Raw genomic sequence first — 16,489 nt, forward strand, 5'->3', positions numbered from 1 at the left:
ATCGACCGTGGAAGGGAAGCTGATGGGTGGGCTGGAGGTCCGCGAGCTGGAAGCGTTCCTCGCGCTCGCGGAGGAACTGCATTTCGGACGGGCCGGCGCCCGGCTGTATGTGTCACAGAGCCGGGTGAGCCAGCTGCTGCGTTCCCTGGAGCGGCGCATCGGCGGGCAACTGGTGGAACGGACCAGCCGCACCGTCCGGTTGACGCCGCTCGGCGCGGCCTTCCTCGCCGAACTGCGGCCCGCGTACGCGGCGTTGCGCGCGACGGTCGACGAGGCTCGCGCCGCCGCCCGGGGTGCCCACGGGAGCTTGCGCGTCGGGTTCCAAGGCGCGGGCAACGATCACCTGATGGCCGCGGTCGCGTTGTTCCAGCAGTGGCACCCGGGCTGCTCGGCAGAACTGGTCGAGATACCGCTCGCCGATCCGTTCGGTGCGGTGCGGCGCAACGAGGTCGACGCCGCCGTCGTGTTGCTGCCGATGGGCGAGGGTGATCTGGTGCTCGGCTCGGTGTTCGCGGGGCAGCAGCAGACTCTCGCGGTCGCCAGTTCCCATCCGCTCGCGGGCCGGGCCGAGCTGTCGGTGGAGGAACTCGCCGCTGTCGCGTTGATCGGAGTGCGCGCGCCCGCGCCGGAGTACTGGCGCAGGGCCCAAGCGCTCGACGTCACACCGGGCGGGCGAAGGGTGTGCTCCGGGCCGGAGGTCGGCACGTTGGAAGAAGGTCTCGCCGCGGTGGCGGCTGGGCGTGGGGCGATGTTGCTGTGCCATCCCACCGCGGAGTCGCACCGCAGACGGCCCGTGCGCTTCGTGCCGGTCACCGGGATCGCCGAGTCCCGCCTCGGGGTGGTGTGGCACCGGTATCGCGAGACCCCGCGGGTACGTGCGTTCTCCCGCGCGGTAGCAGCCACGAAGCCTGCCGAAGATGTGCGATCGGTCACCATCGGGGCGCACTGACGATTGGTCAGCGTGGTGTCGCGCGAATGGGTGAACAGCGCCGCCGATGTGGCGTAACAATTTCGTCAGCTGGTCGGTTCAGGTATTGGAAACTTATTTGCTGTCTCTATCGAAGCTGGGGTGAAATCGCTCCGTGCCCCCCATTTTTGCGGGCCGCGAAATTCGTCCGCATCGCTCCCTGTGTGCCATCTCGGCGGATCTATTAGCAAAGGAAAATAAGAGGTCCATTCAGCGCGTTGACCTGGGCAGACGGCGAGATGTGCAGCTCGCGAGCGTCACATGGCGTGCGTGTGGTCACAATCTTTTCATTTTGTGGTCTGCATCACCAATTTATCGAATTCCGTAACTGACGCTGTCCCTGCGCCGACATGCCGCATGTCAGCCAGTTCGACTGGAAAGTTTCGAGGAAGAGGTATTTCCATGATCCCCGTTATCATCGACACCGGTAGCGCTGCCCTGAACGGTCTTTTCGACACCCTCGGCGCCGCGTTGCACGGTCTTGTCGACACCTTGTGGACGGGTTCTTTCGGCGGCCGCTGACCGACGTAACGGTCGAACAGCTCCGACCGGGTCGCACGCCGACCGATGGCGTGACCGAGCGGGCCCCCGCACCCGAGGGTGTGGGGGCCCGCCGCCGAGCGCTGCAACGCCGGAGCTCGGGCTGGCCGTGTGCCGCGACGCGGGAGGACGGGATCAACCGTGCGCCGCGACGGCGGAGATCCGGGCGAGTTCTGCCGCGAGCCGGGCCGGGTGGGTCAGTTGCGGGTAGTGGCCCGCGCCCTCGATCGAAACCCGTTCCCGCGCGGTCGTGCCGGTGACCGGGTCGGCGGAACCGGCGATGATCCGCACCGGCACCTCGACCCTTTCGAGCAAGGTACGCAGCTCTTCGCGCCGCGCGGGGGCACTCGCCTCCTGTAGTGCGGCGACTGTTCGGCTCGCGACGCCGCGCCTGCGCAGGTTCGCCGCCGCGCTCGCGATCGCGTCGCTCTCTGGCACCCCGAGCCGTCGCGCCAGTGCCGCCGCCGAGATCCGGCGCATCGACGCGGTCGCGAGTGGCGAGCGCAGCAGCCGCCCCGACCGCGGCTGCAAGAACGCGGGCGCGACCAGCACCACGCCGGAAACCTTCTCGGGATGCCGCGCCGCGTACCGCAGCACCGGCCCGCAGCCGAGCGAATGGCCGACCAAAACCGGACGCGAGCGCACCGAAGCGAGCAACGTGGGCAGCGCCGCGTCGCGATCCCCGGGCGCCGAACGGCCGAGGCCGGGCAGGTCAACGACCAGGCTGGGCCCGTCCAGCTCCGCGCGCACCGCGTTCCAGGACTCGCCGTCCAGCGGAAGGCCGTGCAGCAGAACATAAGCCGGACGAACGCGTTCGCCGCTCACCCAGATGCCGTCGGTGAAACCGGCGGTCGGGTCGTCGGCCGCCGCGCCGAATCGCGTGGCCACCAGATGGTCGGCCCAGCCGAGCAGGGTGGCTTCGGTCGGCGGCATGGTGAGCCCGGCGCGGCGCGCCACCTCTTGTGCCGCCGAGGTGTCGTAGCGGTCGTCGGCGATGAAGCTCAGCGTCTCCGGATCGGCGCCGGTCAGGGCGGGTGGAAGCTTCGAGATGACGCCGACCGGGATCGAGAACCGGGGTGCGCGGACGCCGAGGTGATCCGCCAGCAGCCGAATCAGGCCGGGCAGCACGGGAGTCCGCTCGTCGAGCACCGTGTAGGACCGGCCCGCGGTATCGGGCAGCGTGGGCAGGCTGATCAAGAAATCCGTGAAGTAGTCCAGATCCACGATCGGCACAAAGGTGTCGGGCCCGCCGGGGAGCGCAGGAAGTCGCCCGTTCCACAGATCCTCGACGACGCTCGCCAGCCCGATGTATTGGCCGGGGCCGATCACGCTGCTCGGGTTCGCGACGGTCAGCGCGACGCCTTGTTCGGCCGCCCGCCGGCGCAGCAGCGGATCCGATTCGAACTTCGACGCCCCGTACGCGCCGTTCTCGTAGTGCTGTTCCTCGGATTCCTCGACGGTGATCCGATACCCGGTGATGTGCACGACGCGTCGCAGATCGGGCAGGGCGGCGGCCCACTCGAGCACGCGCAGCGCCCCGGTGACGTTCACCGCGTACGCGTCGTCGGCCGCGAGCCCGAAGGCGAAGCGGGCCGCGCAGTTGTACACGTCGCGAACGCCGGACGCATCGAAGTCGGCGGGCAGGCCGAGGTCCGGCGCGGTCACGTCGCAAGGAATGATCTCCAGCCCGCGCTCGTCCACGCCCTGTCTGCTCAACCATCCGGTGAGGCGCTGCTCGCTGCCCGCCCGCAGCGCGGCGGTGACGGAATGCCCCTGCTGGAGCAGGCGGGCGACGGCGTTGCGACCGAGGAACCCGGCGGCTCCGAAAACGATGCTGTCGGACATGTCAATCTCCTTACTAGACCGGTCTACATATTTTGTGGACACGAGAAAGCCATTGGCTGAGCGCCGTGTTCGGGGCTCAGATCATGGCGCGCAGAGTGCGTTCGACGCGTTCCAAGGGCGCACGGCTGCGCTGCGCACGGGCCAGCAGCAGTGCCCCCTCGACCATCGCCAGCACCGCGGCCGCCAGATCGTCCGCGTCGTCGCGGCCATCGGCGCGAAGCCGGATCCGCAGCGCCTGCTCCCACGCCGCGTACGCGGCGGCGCACTCGGCCTGAATGGGGTCGTTCGCCGCCGCCACGTCCAGGGCGACCGTGGCGACCGGGCAGCCCTGTTGCCAGCCGGATGCCTCCAGTCGGTCGCCGAACGCTCGCAGCAGCCTGCTCGCGGCCGCGGCGGCGTCACCCGGCTCGATCGTGTCGATCATCGCCGTGATCTCCTTGCCTGCCTGTGCGATCGCCGCGGCGACCAATTCGTCTTTGCCGCCGGGGAAATGGAAATACAGCGACCCGCGCGGCGCGCCGCTGGCCGCCAGGATCTGGTTCAGTCCCGCGCCGTAGTAGCCGTGCCGCTCCACCAGCGTGCGCGCCGCGTCGACGAGTTTGCCGCGAGTCTCGGTGCCTTTGACGCCCATGCGGTGACTGTAGACCGGTCTTCATATTTTTGCCAGCGCCGGGACTGACGACGGCCGCCTACCAGGTGGTAGCCGGGCCGGAAATCGCGCGCACTAAGCTGGTCGGCGGTAATTGCCGACCACATCCCCAGGAGTACTCCACGTGAGCCAAGCAGGCCGTCCTGTAGTTCTGATCGCCGACAAGCTCGCCCAGTCGACCGTCGACGCGCTCGGTGACGGTGTCGAGGTCCGGTGGGTCGACGGACCGGACCGCCCGGCCCTGCTGGCCGCGGTGCCCGAGGCCGACGCGCTGCTGGTGCGGTCGGCGACCACGGTCGACGCCGAGGTCCTGGAAGCCGGGAAGAACCTGAAGATCGTCGCCCGCGCCGGCGTCGGCCTGGACAACGTCGACGTGCCCGCCGCCACCGAGCGCGGCGTCATGGTCGTGAACGCGCCGACCTCCAACATCCACACCGCCGCCGAGCACGCCGTCACCCTGCTGCTCGCGGCCGCCCGCCAGATCCCCGCGGCCGACGCGACCCTGCGCGAGCGCACCTGGCAGCGCAGCAAGTTCAACGGCGTCGAGATCTTCGACAAGACCGTCGGCGTCATCGGACTCGGCCGTATCGGCCAGCTGTTCGCCGCCCGCCTGGCCGCCTTCGAAACCAAGATCGTCGCCTACGACCCGTACGTGTCGCCCGCGCGCGCCGCGCAGCTGGGTATCGAGCTGCTCACCCTGGACGAGCTGCTCGAGCGCGCCGACCTGATCTCGATCCACCTGCCGAAGACCCCGGAGACCAAGGGCCTGATCGGCAAGGAGGCCATCGCCAAGACCAAGCCGGGCGTGATCATCGTCAACGCCGCCCGCGGTGGCCTGGTCGACGAGGCCGCCCTGGCCGAGGCCATCAAGTCCGGCCACGTGCGCGCCGCGGGCCTGGACGTGTTCGAGACCGAGCCGTGCACCGACAGCCCGCTGTTCGACCTGCCGCAGGTCGTGGTGACCCCGCACCTGGGCGCATCCACCTCCGAGGCTCAGGACCGCGCGGGCACCGACGTCGCCAAGTCGGTGCTGCTGGCGCTGGCCGGTGAGTTCGTGCCCGGCGCGGTGAACGTCACCGGTGGCGCCGTCGGCGAAGAGGTCGCCCCCTGGCTGGACATCGTCCGCAAGCAGGGCGCCCTGCTCGGCGCGCTGTCCAACGAGCTGCCGGTCAGCGTGGAGGTGCAGGTGCGCGGCGAGCTGGCCGCGCAGGAGGTCGGCGTGCTGGAGCTGTCCGCGCTGCGCGGCATCTTCTCCGCGCTGGTCGAGGACCAGGTCACCTTCGTCAACGCGCCCGCGCTGGCCAAGGAGCGGGGCATCACCGCCGAGGTCACCACCGCCACCGAGAGCCCGAGCCACCGCAGCGTCGTCGACCTGCGCGCCGTGTTCGGCGACGGCAGCACCCTGAACGTGGCGGGCACGCTGACCGAGCCGCAGCTGGTGGAGAAGATCGTCAACATCAACGGCCGCAACTACGACATGCGCGCCGAGGGCCTCAACCTGGCCATCCTGAACTACGAGGACCGGCCGGGCGCGCTGGGCAAGATCGGCACCAAGCTCGGCGAGGCCGAGGTCGACATCCTGGCCGCGCAGCTGACCCAGGACATCGACAAGGAAGGCGCCACCGTGGTGTTGCGCGTGGCCCGCGAGGTGCCCGCCGACGTGCAGGCCGCGATCGCCGAGGCCGTGGGCGCGGCCAAGGTCGTCCAGGTCGACCTGTCCTGATCCGATCCGGGGCAACGCGCCCCGGTGCCCGCGGAACCGGCGCCGCGCACGAAGCACTCGTGCGCGGCGCCGGTCTCTTCACCCGCGTGCGGAGCCGCGTCGTCCGCGCGCCCGATGCTCGGCGACCCGGCCGCGCCGAGTAGCGTGACGGTGCTGCGGTCACCCGGCCGGAATGTCGCGCGCACGCCGACGGTCGCCTCATGGCCGCACGGTGCGGCGGCCGCGACCGGCAATATCGAACGGAGCATTTGTCATGAAACTTGCTGTCATCCCGGGCGACGGGATCGGGCCCGAGGTCATCGCCGAGGCGCTCAAGGTGCTCGACGCGGTCGTGCCCGGCGTGGAGAAGACCGAGTACGACCTCGGTGCGCGCCGCTACCACGCGACCGGCGAGATCCTGCCGGATTCGGTGCTGCCCGAGCTGAAGCAGCACGACGCGATCCTGCTCGGCGCGATCGGCGATCCGTCGGTGCCCAGTGGCGTGCTCGAACGCGGCCTGTTGCTGCGCACCCGGTTCGCGCTGGACCACCACGTGAACCTGCGGCCGTCCAAGCTGTTCCCCGGCGTGACCAGCCCGCTGGCGGGCAACCCCGACATCGACTTCGTCGTCGTGCGTGAGGGCACCGAGGGCCCCTACACCGGCACCGGCGGCGCGATCCGGGTCGGCACCCCGCACGAGGTGGCGACCGAGGTCAGCACCAACACCCGCTTCGGCATCGAGCGCGTGGTGCGCTACGCCTTCGCCAAGGCGCAGGCCCGGCGCAAGCACCTGACGCTGGTGCACAAGAACAACGTGCTCACCTTCGCCGGCTCGCTCTGGCAGCGCACCGTGGACCAGGTCGCGGCCGAGTTCCCCGAGGTCACAACGGCTTACCAGCACATCGACGCCGCGACCATCCACATGGTCAACGATCCGGGCCGGTTCGACGTGATCGTCACCGACAATCTCTTCGGCGACATCATCACCGATCTGGCCGCCGCCGTGAGCGGTGGCATCGGCCTGGCCGCCAGCGGCAACATCGACGCGTCCGGCGCCAACCCGAGCATGTTCGAGCCGGTGCACGGCAGCGCCCCCGACATCGCGGGCCAGTCCAAGGCCGACCCGACCGCGGCGATCCTGTCGGTCGCCCTGCTGCTGAACCACCTGGGCAACGCGGAGGCAGCCGCGCGCATCGAGTCGGCGGTCGCGAAGGACCTCGAGTCGCGTTCCGGCGCGGCGTCGACCGTGGAAATCGGCGACCGCATCGCGGCCACGCTCTGACACCGTCACACCGGAAGGTCCCGCTGCCACTGGGCAACGGGACCTTCCTGCGTTCGGGCCGGCACCTGATCGTGCTTGCCCTGGATTATGCGGCCTTCGGCGGTGACGGCATCGTTCGCCAGAGGGTTCAGGTAACCCAATCGTTCGACGCGCGAACCTAGTCGGGGTCGCGGGGAACCAGCGGAACCGCCGCGACGGCCGAAACCGCGGCCAGAAGGAAAGCCGCGGGGAAGCCGCTGGCGGTGATGAGCGCGCCGAACACGGGCGGGACCGCGGCCATGGCCAGGTTCTGCCCGGTGTTCTGGATGCCGAGACCCCGGCCGCTCCAGTACGGCCCCGCGATCTCGGCGACCGCGGTGAAGGCCAAGCCGTTGTCGGAGACGGTGATCACGGACGCGGCGATCAGCAGCGGAATGGCCGCCCACCACCAGTGGGTCGACGCGGTCAGCGCCAGCGCGGCCATCGACAGCACCGCGGCGACGGCCACCGTGCGCAGCGGGCCCATCCGGCTGCCGACCCGGTCCGACCACGCGCCCGCGCCGATGCGGCCCAGTGCGCCCAGGATCTGCGTGACGGTCACCAGCGCACCCGCGGCGGCCAGCGACCAGCCGACGTCGCGGTGCAACCACAGCAGCGCGAACGTCCACACGGTGCCCTGCGGGACGACGAGCAGCACCGAGACCAGATGGATGCGCCACAGCGTCGCGTTGTCGCGATAGGGATTGGCGCGCAACGCCGGATCGGCGGCCGCCCGGTCAGGGCGCGGCGGGTCGACGATGCCCGCCAGGCAACCCATGGACGCCACACCCGCCATGAGCGCGGGAACGAGAATCGCCGCGGGCACGCCGTGGGCGGAGGCGACGGCCGGAATCGCCAGCGCCCCGACGCCGACGCCCAGCGGCTGCGCGGTCTGTCTGATGCCCATCGCCAGCCCGCGCCGCTGCGGCGGGAACCAGCCGACGATCACCCGGCCGCTCGCGCCGTTGGTGCTGGCCGCGCCGACGCCGCCGAGGAACAGCAGCGCGCCCAGGGCGATGTCGTTCGTCGTCGCGGCCGCGGCGCAGCCGGCCGCCAGCATCAGCAGCGGGCCGCCGACCAGCACCTTGCGTTCGCCGATCCGGTCGACCAGATAGCCCCACGCGATCAGGGTGCACACCAGGCCGACGGTGGGCATCGCCACCAGCAGGCCTGCCGTCGCCAGCGGCATGCCTCGGTCGGTCAGCGCGGGCAGCAGGAACGGGACGCCGTGGATGAAAACCGCGCTGGAGGCCTGGGCGAACACGCCGAGACCGAGCATGGACCAGCGCCGAACCTCGTCGATCTGCGTAACGGTCGCCATCGGCCTCACCTCGAAATCTCATTATTTGGGATCAAATTCCCACTTTGTGAACTTCGCTGCTCACGGTACACCCGGTGGGGGCTCGATTCGACGGTTGTGGCTGTCGGACTGCTCACAGGCGCGCCGTCGCCGGACCGGGGCGGAATCCGTACCACCCGGTCGGGCGCGTTCGAGCAGGTGGCGGCGGGTCGATAGACTCCGGGAATGCGTCTAGGTCGAGTTGCCAGTCCCGATGGAGTCGCCTTCGTCAGCATCGAAGGCGACGGAAGCGACAGCGTGGCCAAGGAGATCGCGGAACACCCGTTCGGCACACCGACGTTCACCGGGCGGAGCTGGCCCCTGGCCGACGTGCGGCTGCTCGCGCCGATCCTGGCCAGCAAGGTGGTCTGCATCGGCAAGAACTACGCCGCCCACGCCGCCGAGATGGGCGGTCCCGCCCCCGCCGACCCGGTGATCTTCCTCAAGCCGAACACCGCGATCGTGGGGCCGAACGCCCCGATCATCCTGCCGCCCAGCTCGTCCCAGGTCGATTACGAAGGGGAGTTGGCGATCGTCATCGGCCGTCCCTGCAAGGACGTGCCCGCCGCCCGCGCGCTGGACGTGGTGCTGGGTTACACCGCCGCCAACGACGTCACCGCCCGCGACCAGCAGCGCCACGACGGCCAGTGGACCAGGGGCAAGGGCTACGACACCTTCTGCCCGCTGGGTCCGTGGATCGAAACGTCCTTGGACCCTTCGGATCTGGAGATCGTCACCGAGCTCGACGGCGAAGTGCGCCAGCGCAGCCGCACTTCGCTTCTGCTGCACGACATCCCGAAGCTCATCGAGTGGATCACCACCGTGATGACGCTGCTGCCCGGTGACGTCATCCTCACCGGCACTCCCGAGGGCGTCGGCCCGATGCGCGAGGGCCAGCAGGTGTCGGTGACCGTCGAAGGCATCGGCACCCTCACCAATCCCGTTGCCGCCAAACGCTGATCGAAAGAGAGCCATGACTGAAGTACGGGTCCGATTCTGCCCGTCACCGACCGGAACACCGCACGTCGGCCTGATCCGGACGGCGCTGTTCAACTGGGCCTACGCCCGCCACCACGGTGGCACATTCGTCTTTCGAATCGAAGACACCGATGCCGCACGGGATTCCGAGGAATCCTACCTGGCGATAATCGACGCGCTGCGCTGGCTCGGCCTCACTTGGGACGAGGGCCCCGAGGTCGGCGGGCCTTACGCGCCATATCGCCAGTCGCAGCGAAAAGAACTGCACCAGGACGTTGTCCGGCGTTTGCTGGAGGCGGGGGAGGCGTACGAATCGTTCTCCACGCCGGAGGAAGTCGAGGCCCGCCATCGCGCCGCCGGGCGCGATCCCAAGCTCGGTTACGACAACTACGATCGCGACCTGACCCCCGAGCAGATCGAGGCCTACCGGGCCGAGGGCCGCCCCGCCGTGGTCCGGCTGCGGATGCCGGACGAAGACCTGTCCTGGCACGATCTGGTGCGCGGGGAGACTGTCTTCAAGGCGGGCAGCGTCCCGGACTTCGCGCTCACCCGAGGCAACGGCCAGCCGCTGTACACGCTGGTCAACCCAGTCGACGACGCCTTGATGCGGATCACCCACGTGCTGCGCGGCGAGGACCTGCTCTCCTCCACGCCGCGCCAGCTCGCGCTGTACGCCGCGCTGCGCCGGATCGGGGTCGCCGAATTCACTCCCGAGTTCGGTCACCTGCCGTTCGTGATGGGTCAGGGCAACAAGAAGTTGTCCAAGCGTGATCCGGAGTCGAATCTGTTCGCCCATCGCGACCGCGGGTTCATCCCCGAGGGTTTGCTGAATTATCTCGCGCTACTCGGCTGGGGACTGTCCGAGGACCGTGACGTGTTCTCCATGGCGGAGATGGTCGAGGCCTTCGACATTTCGAAAGTGAATTCGAATCCGGCCCGTTTCGATCAGAAGAAGGCGGACGCGCTCAACGCCGAGCACATCCGATTGCTGGCGCCGGGTGATTTCGCCCACCGGCTGCGGGAGTATCTCACCGGACAAGGCCATATCGGCGCCGAAATCGATGAGCGGGTGTTCGCCGCGGCGGCGGAACTCGTGCAGACCAGGATTGTCGTGTTGTCCGACGCTTGGGACCTTCTGCGTTTCTTGTTCGCGCCCGCGGAAGAGTTCGCGATCGACCCCGCCGCCGGAGCCAAGAATCTGGGTCCCGACGCGACCGAGGTATTGCAGGCCGCTATTACCGCGGTGGAGCCGTTGACCGAGTGGACCACCGAGGCGATCGAAGGGGCGCTGAAAAAGGCGCTGATCGATGATCTCGGGCTGAAACCGCGCAAAGCCTTCGCCCCGGTCCGGGTCGCGGTCACCGGATCGCATATCAGCCCGCCGCTGTACGAATCCCTGGAACTGCTCGGCCGCGACCTCACCCTGGACCGGCTGCGCGCGGCGGTGGACTGGAAGGAGGCGGCCCAGGCCGGCTCACAAGGCTGAAAATATGGCTTTGACCAGGCGATTTGTAGTTAACCCGTAGCCGTTTGGTACTCTTCTTCTCGGCCCGGAACACGGTCTCGAGTCACCCAGACGCGAGACGGAAAGACCTGGTCATTGGGGTATGGTGTAATTGGCAACACAGCTGATTCTGGTTCAGCCATTCTAGGTTCGAGTCCTGGTACCCCAGCGGAGAGTGTTGTAAGACTTCGGTTCGCGGCCGAAATCACTCAGCACCTGGCGATTTGGTCGCCGGGCCTCGGCCAGATAAGCTAGCCGAGCCTCCTGATCGAAAGATCAACCATGGCGCTCCTCGCGACAGCGAGAAGCAGTCCTGGCCCCGTCGTCTAGCGGCCTAGGACGCCGCCCTCTCAAGGCGGTAGCGCGGGTTCGAATCCCGTCGGGGCTACACGAGTGGAAGGCCCATGCTCATCGAGCATGGGCCTTTCTCGTTTCGCGGTGTCTTGTGGGGGTGCAACCCCCACACCCCGCCCGGAGGGCTTCGCCCCCGGACCCCCGGCGAGGGCTTCGCCCCGCCTGGCGGTGGTCCGGTGCGGTTGTCGGGTGCGGATCTGGGCGTTGCCCGCATGGGAGCGCCCTTCCCGAGTTTGCCTTCGCCGCGTCGGCTAGCGGTCATCGGCTGTACTGGCTGCTGTGTGTTGTATCTCGCCCAGGCGCTCCGCTCGGGTGTGTCCCAGGCCGAACGCGCCGACCGCCGGGTGACGCCGGGCGCGGTGGGGCCGACCAGCCGCGCCGCGACGGCGGCGGTGCGGCGCAGCATTCGGGTTGTGCGGATGAGTCGATGTCACCGGCCGCGATCCGGAAGCGTCGGCCCCCTGCCGGGTGTGCCTACCGCCCTCGGTTCCGCTCGCCGACATGAGATGGCCCTCTGAATGACGCGGTCGCGGGGGAGCGGCAAGAGAAAGGCCCTCCAGCGATCTTGCTGGAGGGCCTGCGGGGACTGTGCGGACTTATCCGCTCTTGCGCCGGAATTCCCGCTTGTGGCCGACCGCGGACTGCGCCGCGGACGCCTTCGACCGTCCGTCGAGGTGGTCGGCCGCGCGGGCGTTCTGCTGGTTCTTGCGCTCCAGTGCTTCCCGGAACTTGCGCTTCACCTCGTCGGCGCCATGGGACTTACCCGAATCCGCCATCGCTGCTCCTCGTCGTCGCGGCCGCGCGGCGCGTCCTCGCGGGCGGCGCTGCCCGGCCGATTGCTGTCGAACACCCGACGCTAGCCCGTGCGGGTGGTTGTGTCAGTTGGTTTTCGGGCGCGTCGCGCTACCCGAGCACGCTCGGTCAGTCCAGCGGCTGCGCGGTGGTGCCGCCGAGCGGCATCGCCGGGAGTCCGAGTTTGCGGTGATCCCAGCTGCGCGTGCGCTCGGGCACCACGCGCACGGCGACCCGCTTGTGCAGCATGGCCTCCACCATCGGCCGCAGCTCCTCGCTGTAGGGGCCGGTGTAGCGCTCCCACACGCTCACGCCGACGGCGAAGAGTTTCTCGGCGTCCTCGACGATCTCGGCGCGGCCCTCGATCGACACGCCTCTGAGCTGGTCGTAGGTGTCGCCCTCCTCGATCATGCAGGTGACCCTGGGATCGCGGCGCAGGTTCACGGCCTTCTGCGATTTGGCCTTGGTCTCGAACCACATCTCGCCGTCGATGAGCGCGTACCACATGGCGGTCAGGTGCGGCGTGCCCTTCGGGCCGATGGTCGCCAGCGTCGCGATCCGGCTGCGCCGCAGGAACTCGGTGATTTCGGTGTCGGACATCACGATCTGTGCCCGTTGGTTGACTCCCATGGGCCAACTGTAGAGAGTCCGGACTGAAACGTGTTACAGACGCTTGTGCAGGGCCTCGGCCGCCGCGACCAGATCCGCCGCCCACCGGGCGCCCGGCCTGCGGCCCATCCGATCGATCGGTCCCGACACCGACACCGCCGCGATCACCGTGCCCCCGGCGTCGCGCACCGGCGCCGAGACGCTGGCCACGCCGGCCGCGCGTTCGGCCGCGCTCTGCGCCCACCCGCGCTTGCGCACCTCGGCCAGCGCGCGCTCGCCGAACACCGCGTCGGCCAGGATGGTGCGCTGCAGTTCCGGGTCGGCCCACGCCAGCAGTACTTTGGCCGCCGAGCCCGCGGTCAGCGGCAGCCGCGCCCCGATCGGCACGGTGTCGCGCAGTCCGACGGGAGGTTCCAGCGCCGCGACGCAGACGCGGGCGTTGCCGTCGCGGCAGTACAGCTGGACGCTCTCGCCGGTGATCTCGCGCAACCGGGGAAGAATGGCCGACGCCGCCTCGAGCAGCGGGTCGTTGGCGCTGGTCGCGAGTTCGGCGAGGGCTGGACCCGGCCGCCAGGTGCCGTTGCTGTCGCGCGCGAGCAAACGGTGCACCTCCAAGCCGACGGCGAGACGGTGTGCGGTGGCGCGGGGCAGGCCGGTGCGCGCGCACAGCTCGTTGAGACCCGAGGGATGCTCGGCTACGGCGTAGAGGACCGCCACTGCTTTGTCGAGGACGCCGATGCCGCTATGCTGTCTCATAGAACGATACTAGCGTCTCGAATGTTGAGAAATCCACCTTCGTGGATCCCTTCTCTCAGCGTTCGGACCAGGCGCAGCTATCCCAACTTGTGCAACCGTCGCCGCATCGAAGTCCAGATCGCGGAACGGCTGCTTCGTCCGAAAGGTGATCGACAATGGCCGAACCGCGCACGCTGGCCGAGAAGGTATGGGACCAGCATGTCGTCGCTCGCGGGGAGGGCGAGGGTGCCTCGCGCGAACCGGACCTGATCTACATCGACCTGCATCTGGTCCACGAGGTGACCAGCCCGCAGGCCTTCGACGGGCTGCGCGCGGCGGGCAGGGCGGTGCGGCGGCCCGACCTCACGATCGCGACCGAGGACCACAACGTCCCGACGATCGATATCGACAAGCCGATCGCCGACCCGATTTCGCGCACCCAGGTGGAGACGCTGCGGCGCAACTGCGCGGAATTCGGTGTGCGGCTGCACCCGATGGGCGACCTTGACCAGGGCATCGTGCACGTGGTCGGGCCGCAGCTGGGCCTGACCCAGCCGGGCATGACCGTGGTCTGCGGCGACAGCCACACCTCCACGCACGGCGCGTTCGGCGCGCTGGCGATGGGCATCGGCACCTCCGAGGTCGAGCATGTGCTTGCCACCCAGACCCTCTCGCTGCGCCCGTTCAAGACGATGGCGATCACCGTGGACGGCGTCATGCCCCCCGGCGTCACGAGCAAGGACCTGATCCTGGCCGTCATCGCGAAGATCGGCACCGGCGGCGGCCAGGGCTACGTCCTGGAGTACCGCGGCGAGGCCATCAGGGCCATGTCGATGGAGGCCCGAATGACGATCTGCAACATGTCCATCGAAGCGGGCGCGCGGGCCGGCATGATCGCGCCGGACGAGACCACCTACGAATTCCTCAAAGGGCGGCCGCACGCGCCGCAGGGAGCCGACTGGGACGCCGCGGTGGCCGCCTGGGAGGCGCTGAAGACCGACGAGGGCGCCGTTTTCGACGCCGAAGTGCACATCGACGCCTCCGCGCTCACCCCGTTCGTCACCTGGGGCACCAATCCGGGTCAGGGCGCCCCGCTGGGCGAGGCCGTGCCCGATCCCGCCACCATCGCCGACGAGGTGGCCAGGGAGTCGGCGGAGAAAGCTCTGCGTTACATGGACTTGGAGCCGGGTACTCCGCTTCGACAAGTGCCGATCGACACCGTATTCGTCGGCTCCTGCACCAACGGACGCATTGAAGATTTGCGTGCGGTGGCCGGGATTTTGAAGGGACGACATGTCGCCGACGGGGTGCGAATGCTGGTTGTACCGGGGTCGATGCGGGTTCGCGCACAGGCGGAAAAAGAAGGACTCGGGGAGATTTTCACCGCGGCCGGCGCCGAATGGCGGCAAGCGGGCTGTTCAATGTGCCTGGGAATGAATCCGGACCAGCTGGAGCCGGGCCAGCGTTGTGCGTCCACCTCGAACCGCAACTTCGAGGGCAGGCAGGGCAAAGGCGGCCGTACGCACCTGGTTTCTCCTCTCGTGGCGGCCGCGACGGCGGTCCGCGGAACACTGTCGTCGCCTGCGGATCTGGACTGACCGCCCCCGATTCCCTCAATCAAACCCAGGAGATTCGTTATGGAAGCCTTCACTGTGCACAAGGGCATCGGGGTGCCGCTGCGCCGCTCCAATGTCGATACCGATCAGATCATCCCGGCGGTCTACCTCAAGCGGGTGACGCGGACCGGATTCGAGGACGGCTTGTTCGCCGCATGGCGGACCGATCCCGACTTCATTCTGAACATCCCGCCTTACAACAGGGGTAGTGTCTTGGTGGCGGGTCCGGATTTCGGTACCGGATCGTCACGTGAGCACGCTGTTTGGGCGCTGTCGGACTACGGCTTTCGGGTGGTCATCTCATCCCGGTTCGCCGACATCTTCCGCGGCAATGCGGGCAAGGGCGGTCTGGTCGCCGCTCAGATGTCACAGAACGATGTCGAAATGCTCTGGAAGTTGCTCGAGGAACAGCCCGGCTTGGAATTGGTTGTGGACCTCGAGGCGCGCACGGTGACGGCCGCAACCGTCGTGTTGCCGTTCGATATTGATGACTACACCAGGTGGCGTCTGCTGGAGGGATTGGATGACATCGGGCTGACGCTGCGCCGGGAGGACGCGATCGCCCGGTTCGAAAAGGCAAGGCCAACATGGAAACCCACTACCCTGCCAGCACATATTTCGCAGACGTAATCACCCCCGCCGGTTAGCTGGGCAGCCGGAGTTGTGGTAGCTGGACGTGTGCTAAACCACATGAATTTTGGCGTGGCACATAGACTCTTGCCCAAAGTGGGTTTACCGTGGTACCTAGTCGGTCCGACGACGGGCCATTAGTCTGCGGAGGATTCAATGAACAAGGCGGAACTGATCGACGTTCTGACCGAAAAGTTGGGTACGGACAGGCGCACGGCCACCGCGGCAGTCGAGCATGTGGTCGACACCATCGTGCGCGCGGTGCACAAGGGTCAGAGCGTCACCATCACCGGTTTCGGTGTGTTCGAACAGCGTAAGCGTGCGGCTCGCGTCGCACGGAACCCGCGTACCGGCGAAACCGTGAAGGTCAAGCCCACTTCGGTGCCCGCGTTCCGCCCCGGAGCCCAGTTCAAGGCGGTGATCGCGGGTAAGCAGAAACTGGCCGCGACCGGGCCCGCCGTCAAGCGCGGGGTGAATGCGCCGGTGTCGGCGAAGAAGGCGGCGGCCAAGAAGACGGCGGCCAAGAAGACCGCCGCCAAGAAGTCGACGCCGACCAAGGCGCCCGCCAAGACCACGGCCCGCAAGGCCGCTGCCAAGGCCCCGGCGAAGAGCACCGCGCGCAAGACGACCGCTACCAAGACCGCTGCGAAGAAGGCGCCCGCGAAGAAGACCGCGGTCGCGAAGAAGGCTCCGGCCAAGAAGACGGCCACCAAGGCCACGGCGGCCAAGAAGTCCACCACCACCGCCGCCAAGAAGACCACCGCGAAGAAGACCGCGGCCAAGAAGGCCCCGGCTCGCGGCACCCGCTGATCTCGAGCCACCGCCGGATCGGCGCTGAATGCGTGGCCCCACGACTGGGCCCATTCGCCTCAACGTCGAGACGGCCCCGGGAGACACCCGGGGCCGTTTTCGGCTGTCCGCCTACCGAG

General features: G+C 68.6%; 14 protein-coding genes and 2 tRNA genes. 10 read left to right on the forward strand and 6 right to left on the reverse strand.

The window, feature by feature from the left end; genetic code table 11:
• Positions 1-7: 7 nt before the first annotated feature.
• A complete protein-coding gene (locus ACWDMM_RS13120; RefSeq protein ID WP_449937481.1) occupies positions 8-949 on the forward strand; it encodes a LysR family transcriptional regulator in 942 nt (313 codons plus the stop codon).
• Positions 950-1,642: 693 nt separating this feature from the next.
• Here the strand turns inward: ACWDMM_RS13120 and ACWDMM_RS13125 are convergent.
• Both ACWDMM_RS13125 and ACWDMM_RS13130 read right to left on the reverse strand, forming a co-directional pair.
• A complete protein-coding gene (locus ACWDMM_RS13125) occupies positions 1,643-3,352 on the reverse strand; it encodes an alpha/beta fold hydrolase (protein WP_195078653.1) in 1,710 nt (569 codons plus the stop codon).
• A gap of 76 nt (positions 3,353-3,428) precedes the next feature.
• Positions 3,429-3,983 carry an LmrA/YxaF family transcription factor gene (locus ACWDMM_RS13130; RefSeq protein WP_195078654.1) on the reverse strand — a complete coding sequence of 185 codons (555 nt, stop codon included), beginning with the start codon at positions 3,981-3,983 and terminating at the stop codon, positions 3,429-3,431.
• A gap of 142 nt (positions 3,984-4,125) precedes the next feature.
• On the opposite strand from ACWDMM_RS13130, the gene serA reads away from it, so the two are divergent.
• Both serA and ACWDMM_RS13140 read left to right on the forward strand, forming a co-directional pair.
• Positions 4,126-5,724, forward strand: coding sequence for a phosphoglycerate dehydrogenase (gene serA / locus ACWDMM_RS13135; protein WP_195078655.1), 1,599 nt, complete (start codon positions 4,126-4,128; stop codon positions 5,722-5,724).
• A gap of 253 nt (positions 5,725-5,977) precedes the next feature.
• Entirely contained in the window at positions 5,978-6,985 is a 1,008-nt protein-coding gene (locus tag ACWDMM_RS13140; protein WP_195078656.1) for a 3-isopropylmalate dehydrogenase, read from the forward strand.
• Between the two features lie 157 nt (positions 6,986-7,142).
• On the opposite strand, the gene ACWDMM_RS13145 is transcribed toward ACWDMM_RS13140, so the two are convergent.
• Complete coding sequence (locus tag ACWDMM_RS13145; protein WP_449937484.1) at positions 7,143-8,324, reverse strand: MFS transporter; 1,182 nt, start codon at positions 8,322-8,324, stop codon at positions 7,143-7,145.
• Positions 8,325-8,528: 204 nt separating this feature from the next.
• Between ACWDMM_RS13145 and ACWDMM_RS13150 the strand changes: the two genes are divergently transcribed.
• From ACWDMM_RS13150 to ACWDMM_RS13165, 4 genes are all read left to right on the forward strand, one after another.
• Positions 8,529-9,302: a fumarylacetoacetate hydrolase family protein gene (locus ACWDMM_RS13150; RefSeq protein ID WP_067797504.1), complete on the forward strand. Its 774-nt coding sequence runs from the start codon at positions 8,529-8,531 to the stop codon at positions 9,300-9,302.
• 13 nt (positions 9,303-9,315) lie between these two features.
• Positions 9,316-10,806, forward strand: a complete 1,491-nt coding sequence (gene gltX, locus ACWDMM_RS13155) for a glutamate--tRNA ligase (RefSeq protein WP_449937488.1) — start codon at positions 9,316-9,318, stop codon at positions 10,804-10,806.
• A gap of 115 nt (positions 10,807-10,921) precedes the next feature.
• Positions 10,922-10,993, forward strand: a tRNA-Gln gene (locus tag ACWDMM_RS13160).
• Positions 10,994-11,139: 146 nt separating this feature from the next.
• Positions 11,140-11,212, forward strand: a tRNA-Glu gene (locus ACWDMM_RS13165).
• 562 nt (positions 11,213-11,774) lie between these two features.
• Here the strand turns inward: ACWDMM_RS13165 and ACWDMM_RS13170 are convergent.
• The 3 genes from ACWDMM_RS13170 to ACWDMM_RS13180 all read right to left on the reverse strand — a co-directional run bounded on the left by ACWDMM_RS13170 (position 11,775) and on the right by ACWDMM_RS13180 (position 13,335).
• Complete coding sequence (locus ACWDMM_RS13170) at positions 11,775-11,954, reverse strand: DUF5302 domain-containing protein (protein ID WP_195078660.1); 180 nt, start codon at positions 11,952-11,954, stop codon at positions 11,775-11,777.
• Between the two features lie 145 nt (positions 11,955-12,099).
• The gene (locus tag ACWDMM_RS13175; protein WP_449937490.1) at positions 12,100-12,600 is read right to left on the reverse strand and encodes a pyridoxamine 5'-phosphate oxidase family protein; all 501 of its coding nucleotides are present in this window, start codon (positions 12,598-12,600) and stop codon (positions 12,100-12,102) included.
• Between the two features lie 33 nt (positions 12,601-12,633).
• Positions 12,634-13,335, reverse strand: coding sequence for an IclR family transcriptional regulator (locus tag ACWDMM_RS13180; protein WP_195078662.1), 702 nt, complete (start codon positions 13,333-13,335; stop codon positions 12,634-12,636).
• Positions 13,336-13,490: 155 nt separating this feature from the next.
• On the opposite strand from ACWDMM_RS13180, the gene leuC reads away from it, so the two are divergent.
• The 3 genes from leuC (at position 13,491) to ACWDMM_RS13195 (ending at position 16,370) form a co-directional block, all read left to right on the forward strand.
• Positions 13,491-14,912: a 3-isopropylmalate dehydratase large subunit gene (leuC, locus tag ACWDMM_RS13185; protein WP_195078663.1), complete on the forward strand. Its 1,422-nt coding sequence runs from the start codon at positions 13,491-13,493 to the stop codon at positions 14,910-14,912.
• A 39-nt stretch (positions 14,913-14,951) separates the two neighbouring features.
• Positions 14,952-15,560, forward strand: a complete 609-nt coding sequence (gene leuD / locus ACWDMM_RS13190; RefSeq protein ID WP_195078664.1) for a 3-isopropylmalate dehydratase small subunit — start codon at positions 14,952-14,954, stop codon at positions 15,558-15,560.
• Positions 15,561-15,716: 156 nt separating this feature from the next.
• Positions 15,717-16,370, forward strand: a complete 654-nt coding sequence (locus ACWDMM_RS13195; RefSeq protein ID WP_357107747.1) for an HU family DNA-binding protein — start codon at positions 15,717-15,719, stop codon at positions 16,368-16,370.
• The last annotated feature ends 119 nt before the right edge of the window (positions 16,371-16,489 follow it).

It is taken from the genome of Nocardia sp. NPDC003726 (assembly GCF_053586955.1).

Bases quoted from the DNA above. Each gene is read 5' to 3' on its own strand.
- ACWDMM_RS13125 (WP_195078653.1), bottom strand. From the start codon at position 3,352: ATGTCCGACAGCATCGTTTTCGGAGCCGCCGGGTTCCTCGGTCGCAAC.
- ACWDMM_RS13130 (WP_195078654.1), bottom strand. From the start codon at position 3,983: ATGGGCGTCAAAGGCACCGAGACTCGCGGCAAACTCGTCGACGCGGCG.
- ACWDMM_RS13140 (WP_195078656.1), top strand. From the start codon at position 5,978: ATGAAACTTGCTGTCATCCCGGGCGACGGGATCGGGCCCGAGGTCATC.
- ACWDMM_RS13145 (WP_449937484.1), bottom strand. From the start codon at position 8,324: ATGGCGACCGTTACGCAGATCGACGAGGTTCGGCGCTGGTCCATGCTC.
- ACWDMM_RS13150 (WP_067797504.1), top strand. From the start codon at position 8,529: ATGCGTCTAGGTCGAGTTGCCAGTCCCGATGGAGTCGCCTTCGTCAGC.
- gltX (WP_449937488.1), top strand. From the start codon at position 9,316: ATGACTGAAGTACGGGTCCGATTCTGCCCGTCACCGACCGGAACACCG.
- ACWDMM_RS13170 (WP_195078660.1), bottom strand. From the start codon at position 11,954: ATGGCGGATTCGGGTAAGTCCCATGGCGCCGACGAGGTGAAGCGCAAG.
- ACWDMM_RS13175 (WP_449937490.1), bottom strand. From the start codon at position 12,600: ATGGGAGTCAACCAACGGGCACAGATCGTGATGTCCGACACCGAAATC.
- ACWDMM_RS13180 (WP_195078662.1), bottom strand. From the start codon at position 13,335: ATGAGACAGCATAGCGGCATCGGCGTCCTCGACAAAGCAGTGGCGGTC.
- leuC (WP_195078663.1), top strand. From the start codon at position 13,491: ATGGCCGAACCGCGCACGCTGGCCGAGAAGGTATGGGACCAGCATGTC.
- leuD (WP_195078664.1), top strand. From the start codon at position 14,952: ATGGAAGCCTTCACTGTGCACAAGGGCATCGGGGTGCCGCTGCGCCGC.
- ACWDMM_RS13195 (WP_357107747.1), top strand. From the start codon at position 15,717: ATGAACAAGGCGGAACTGATCGACGTTCTGACCGAAAAGTTGGGTACG.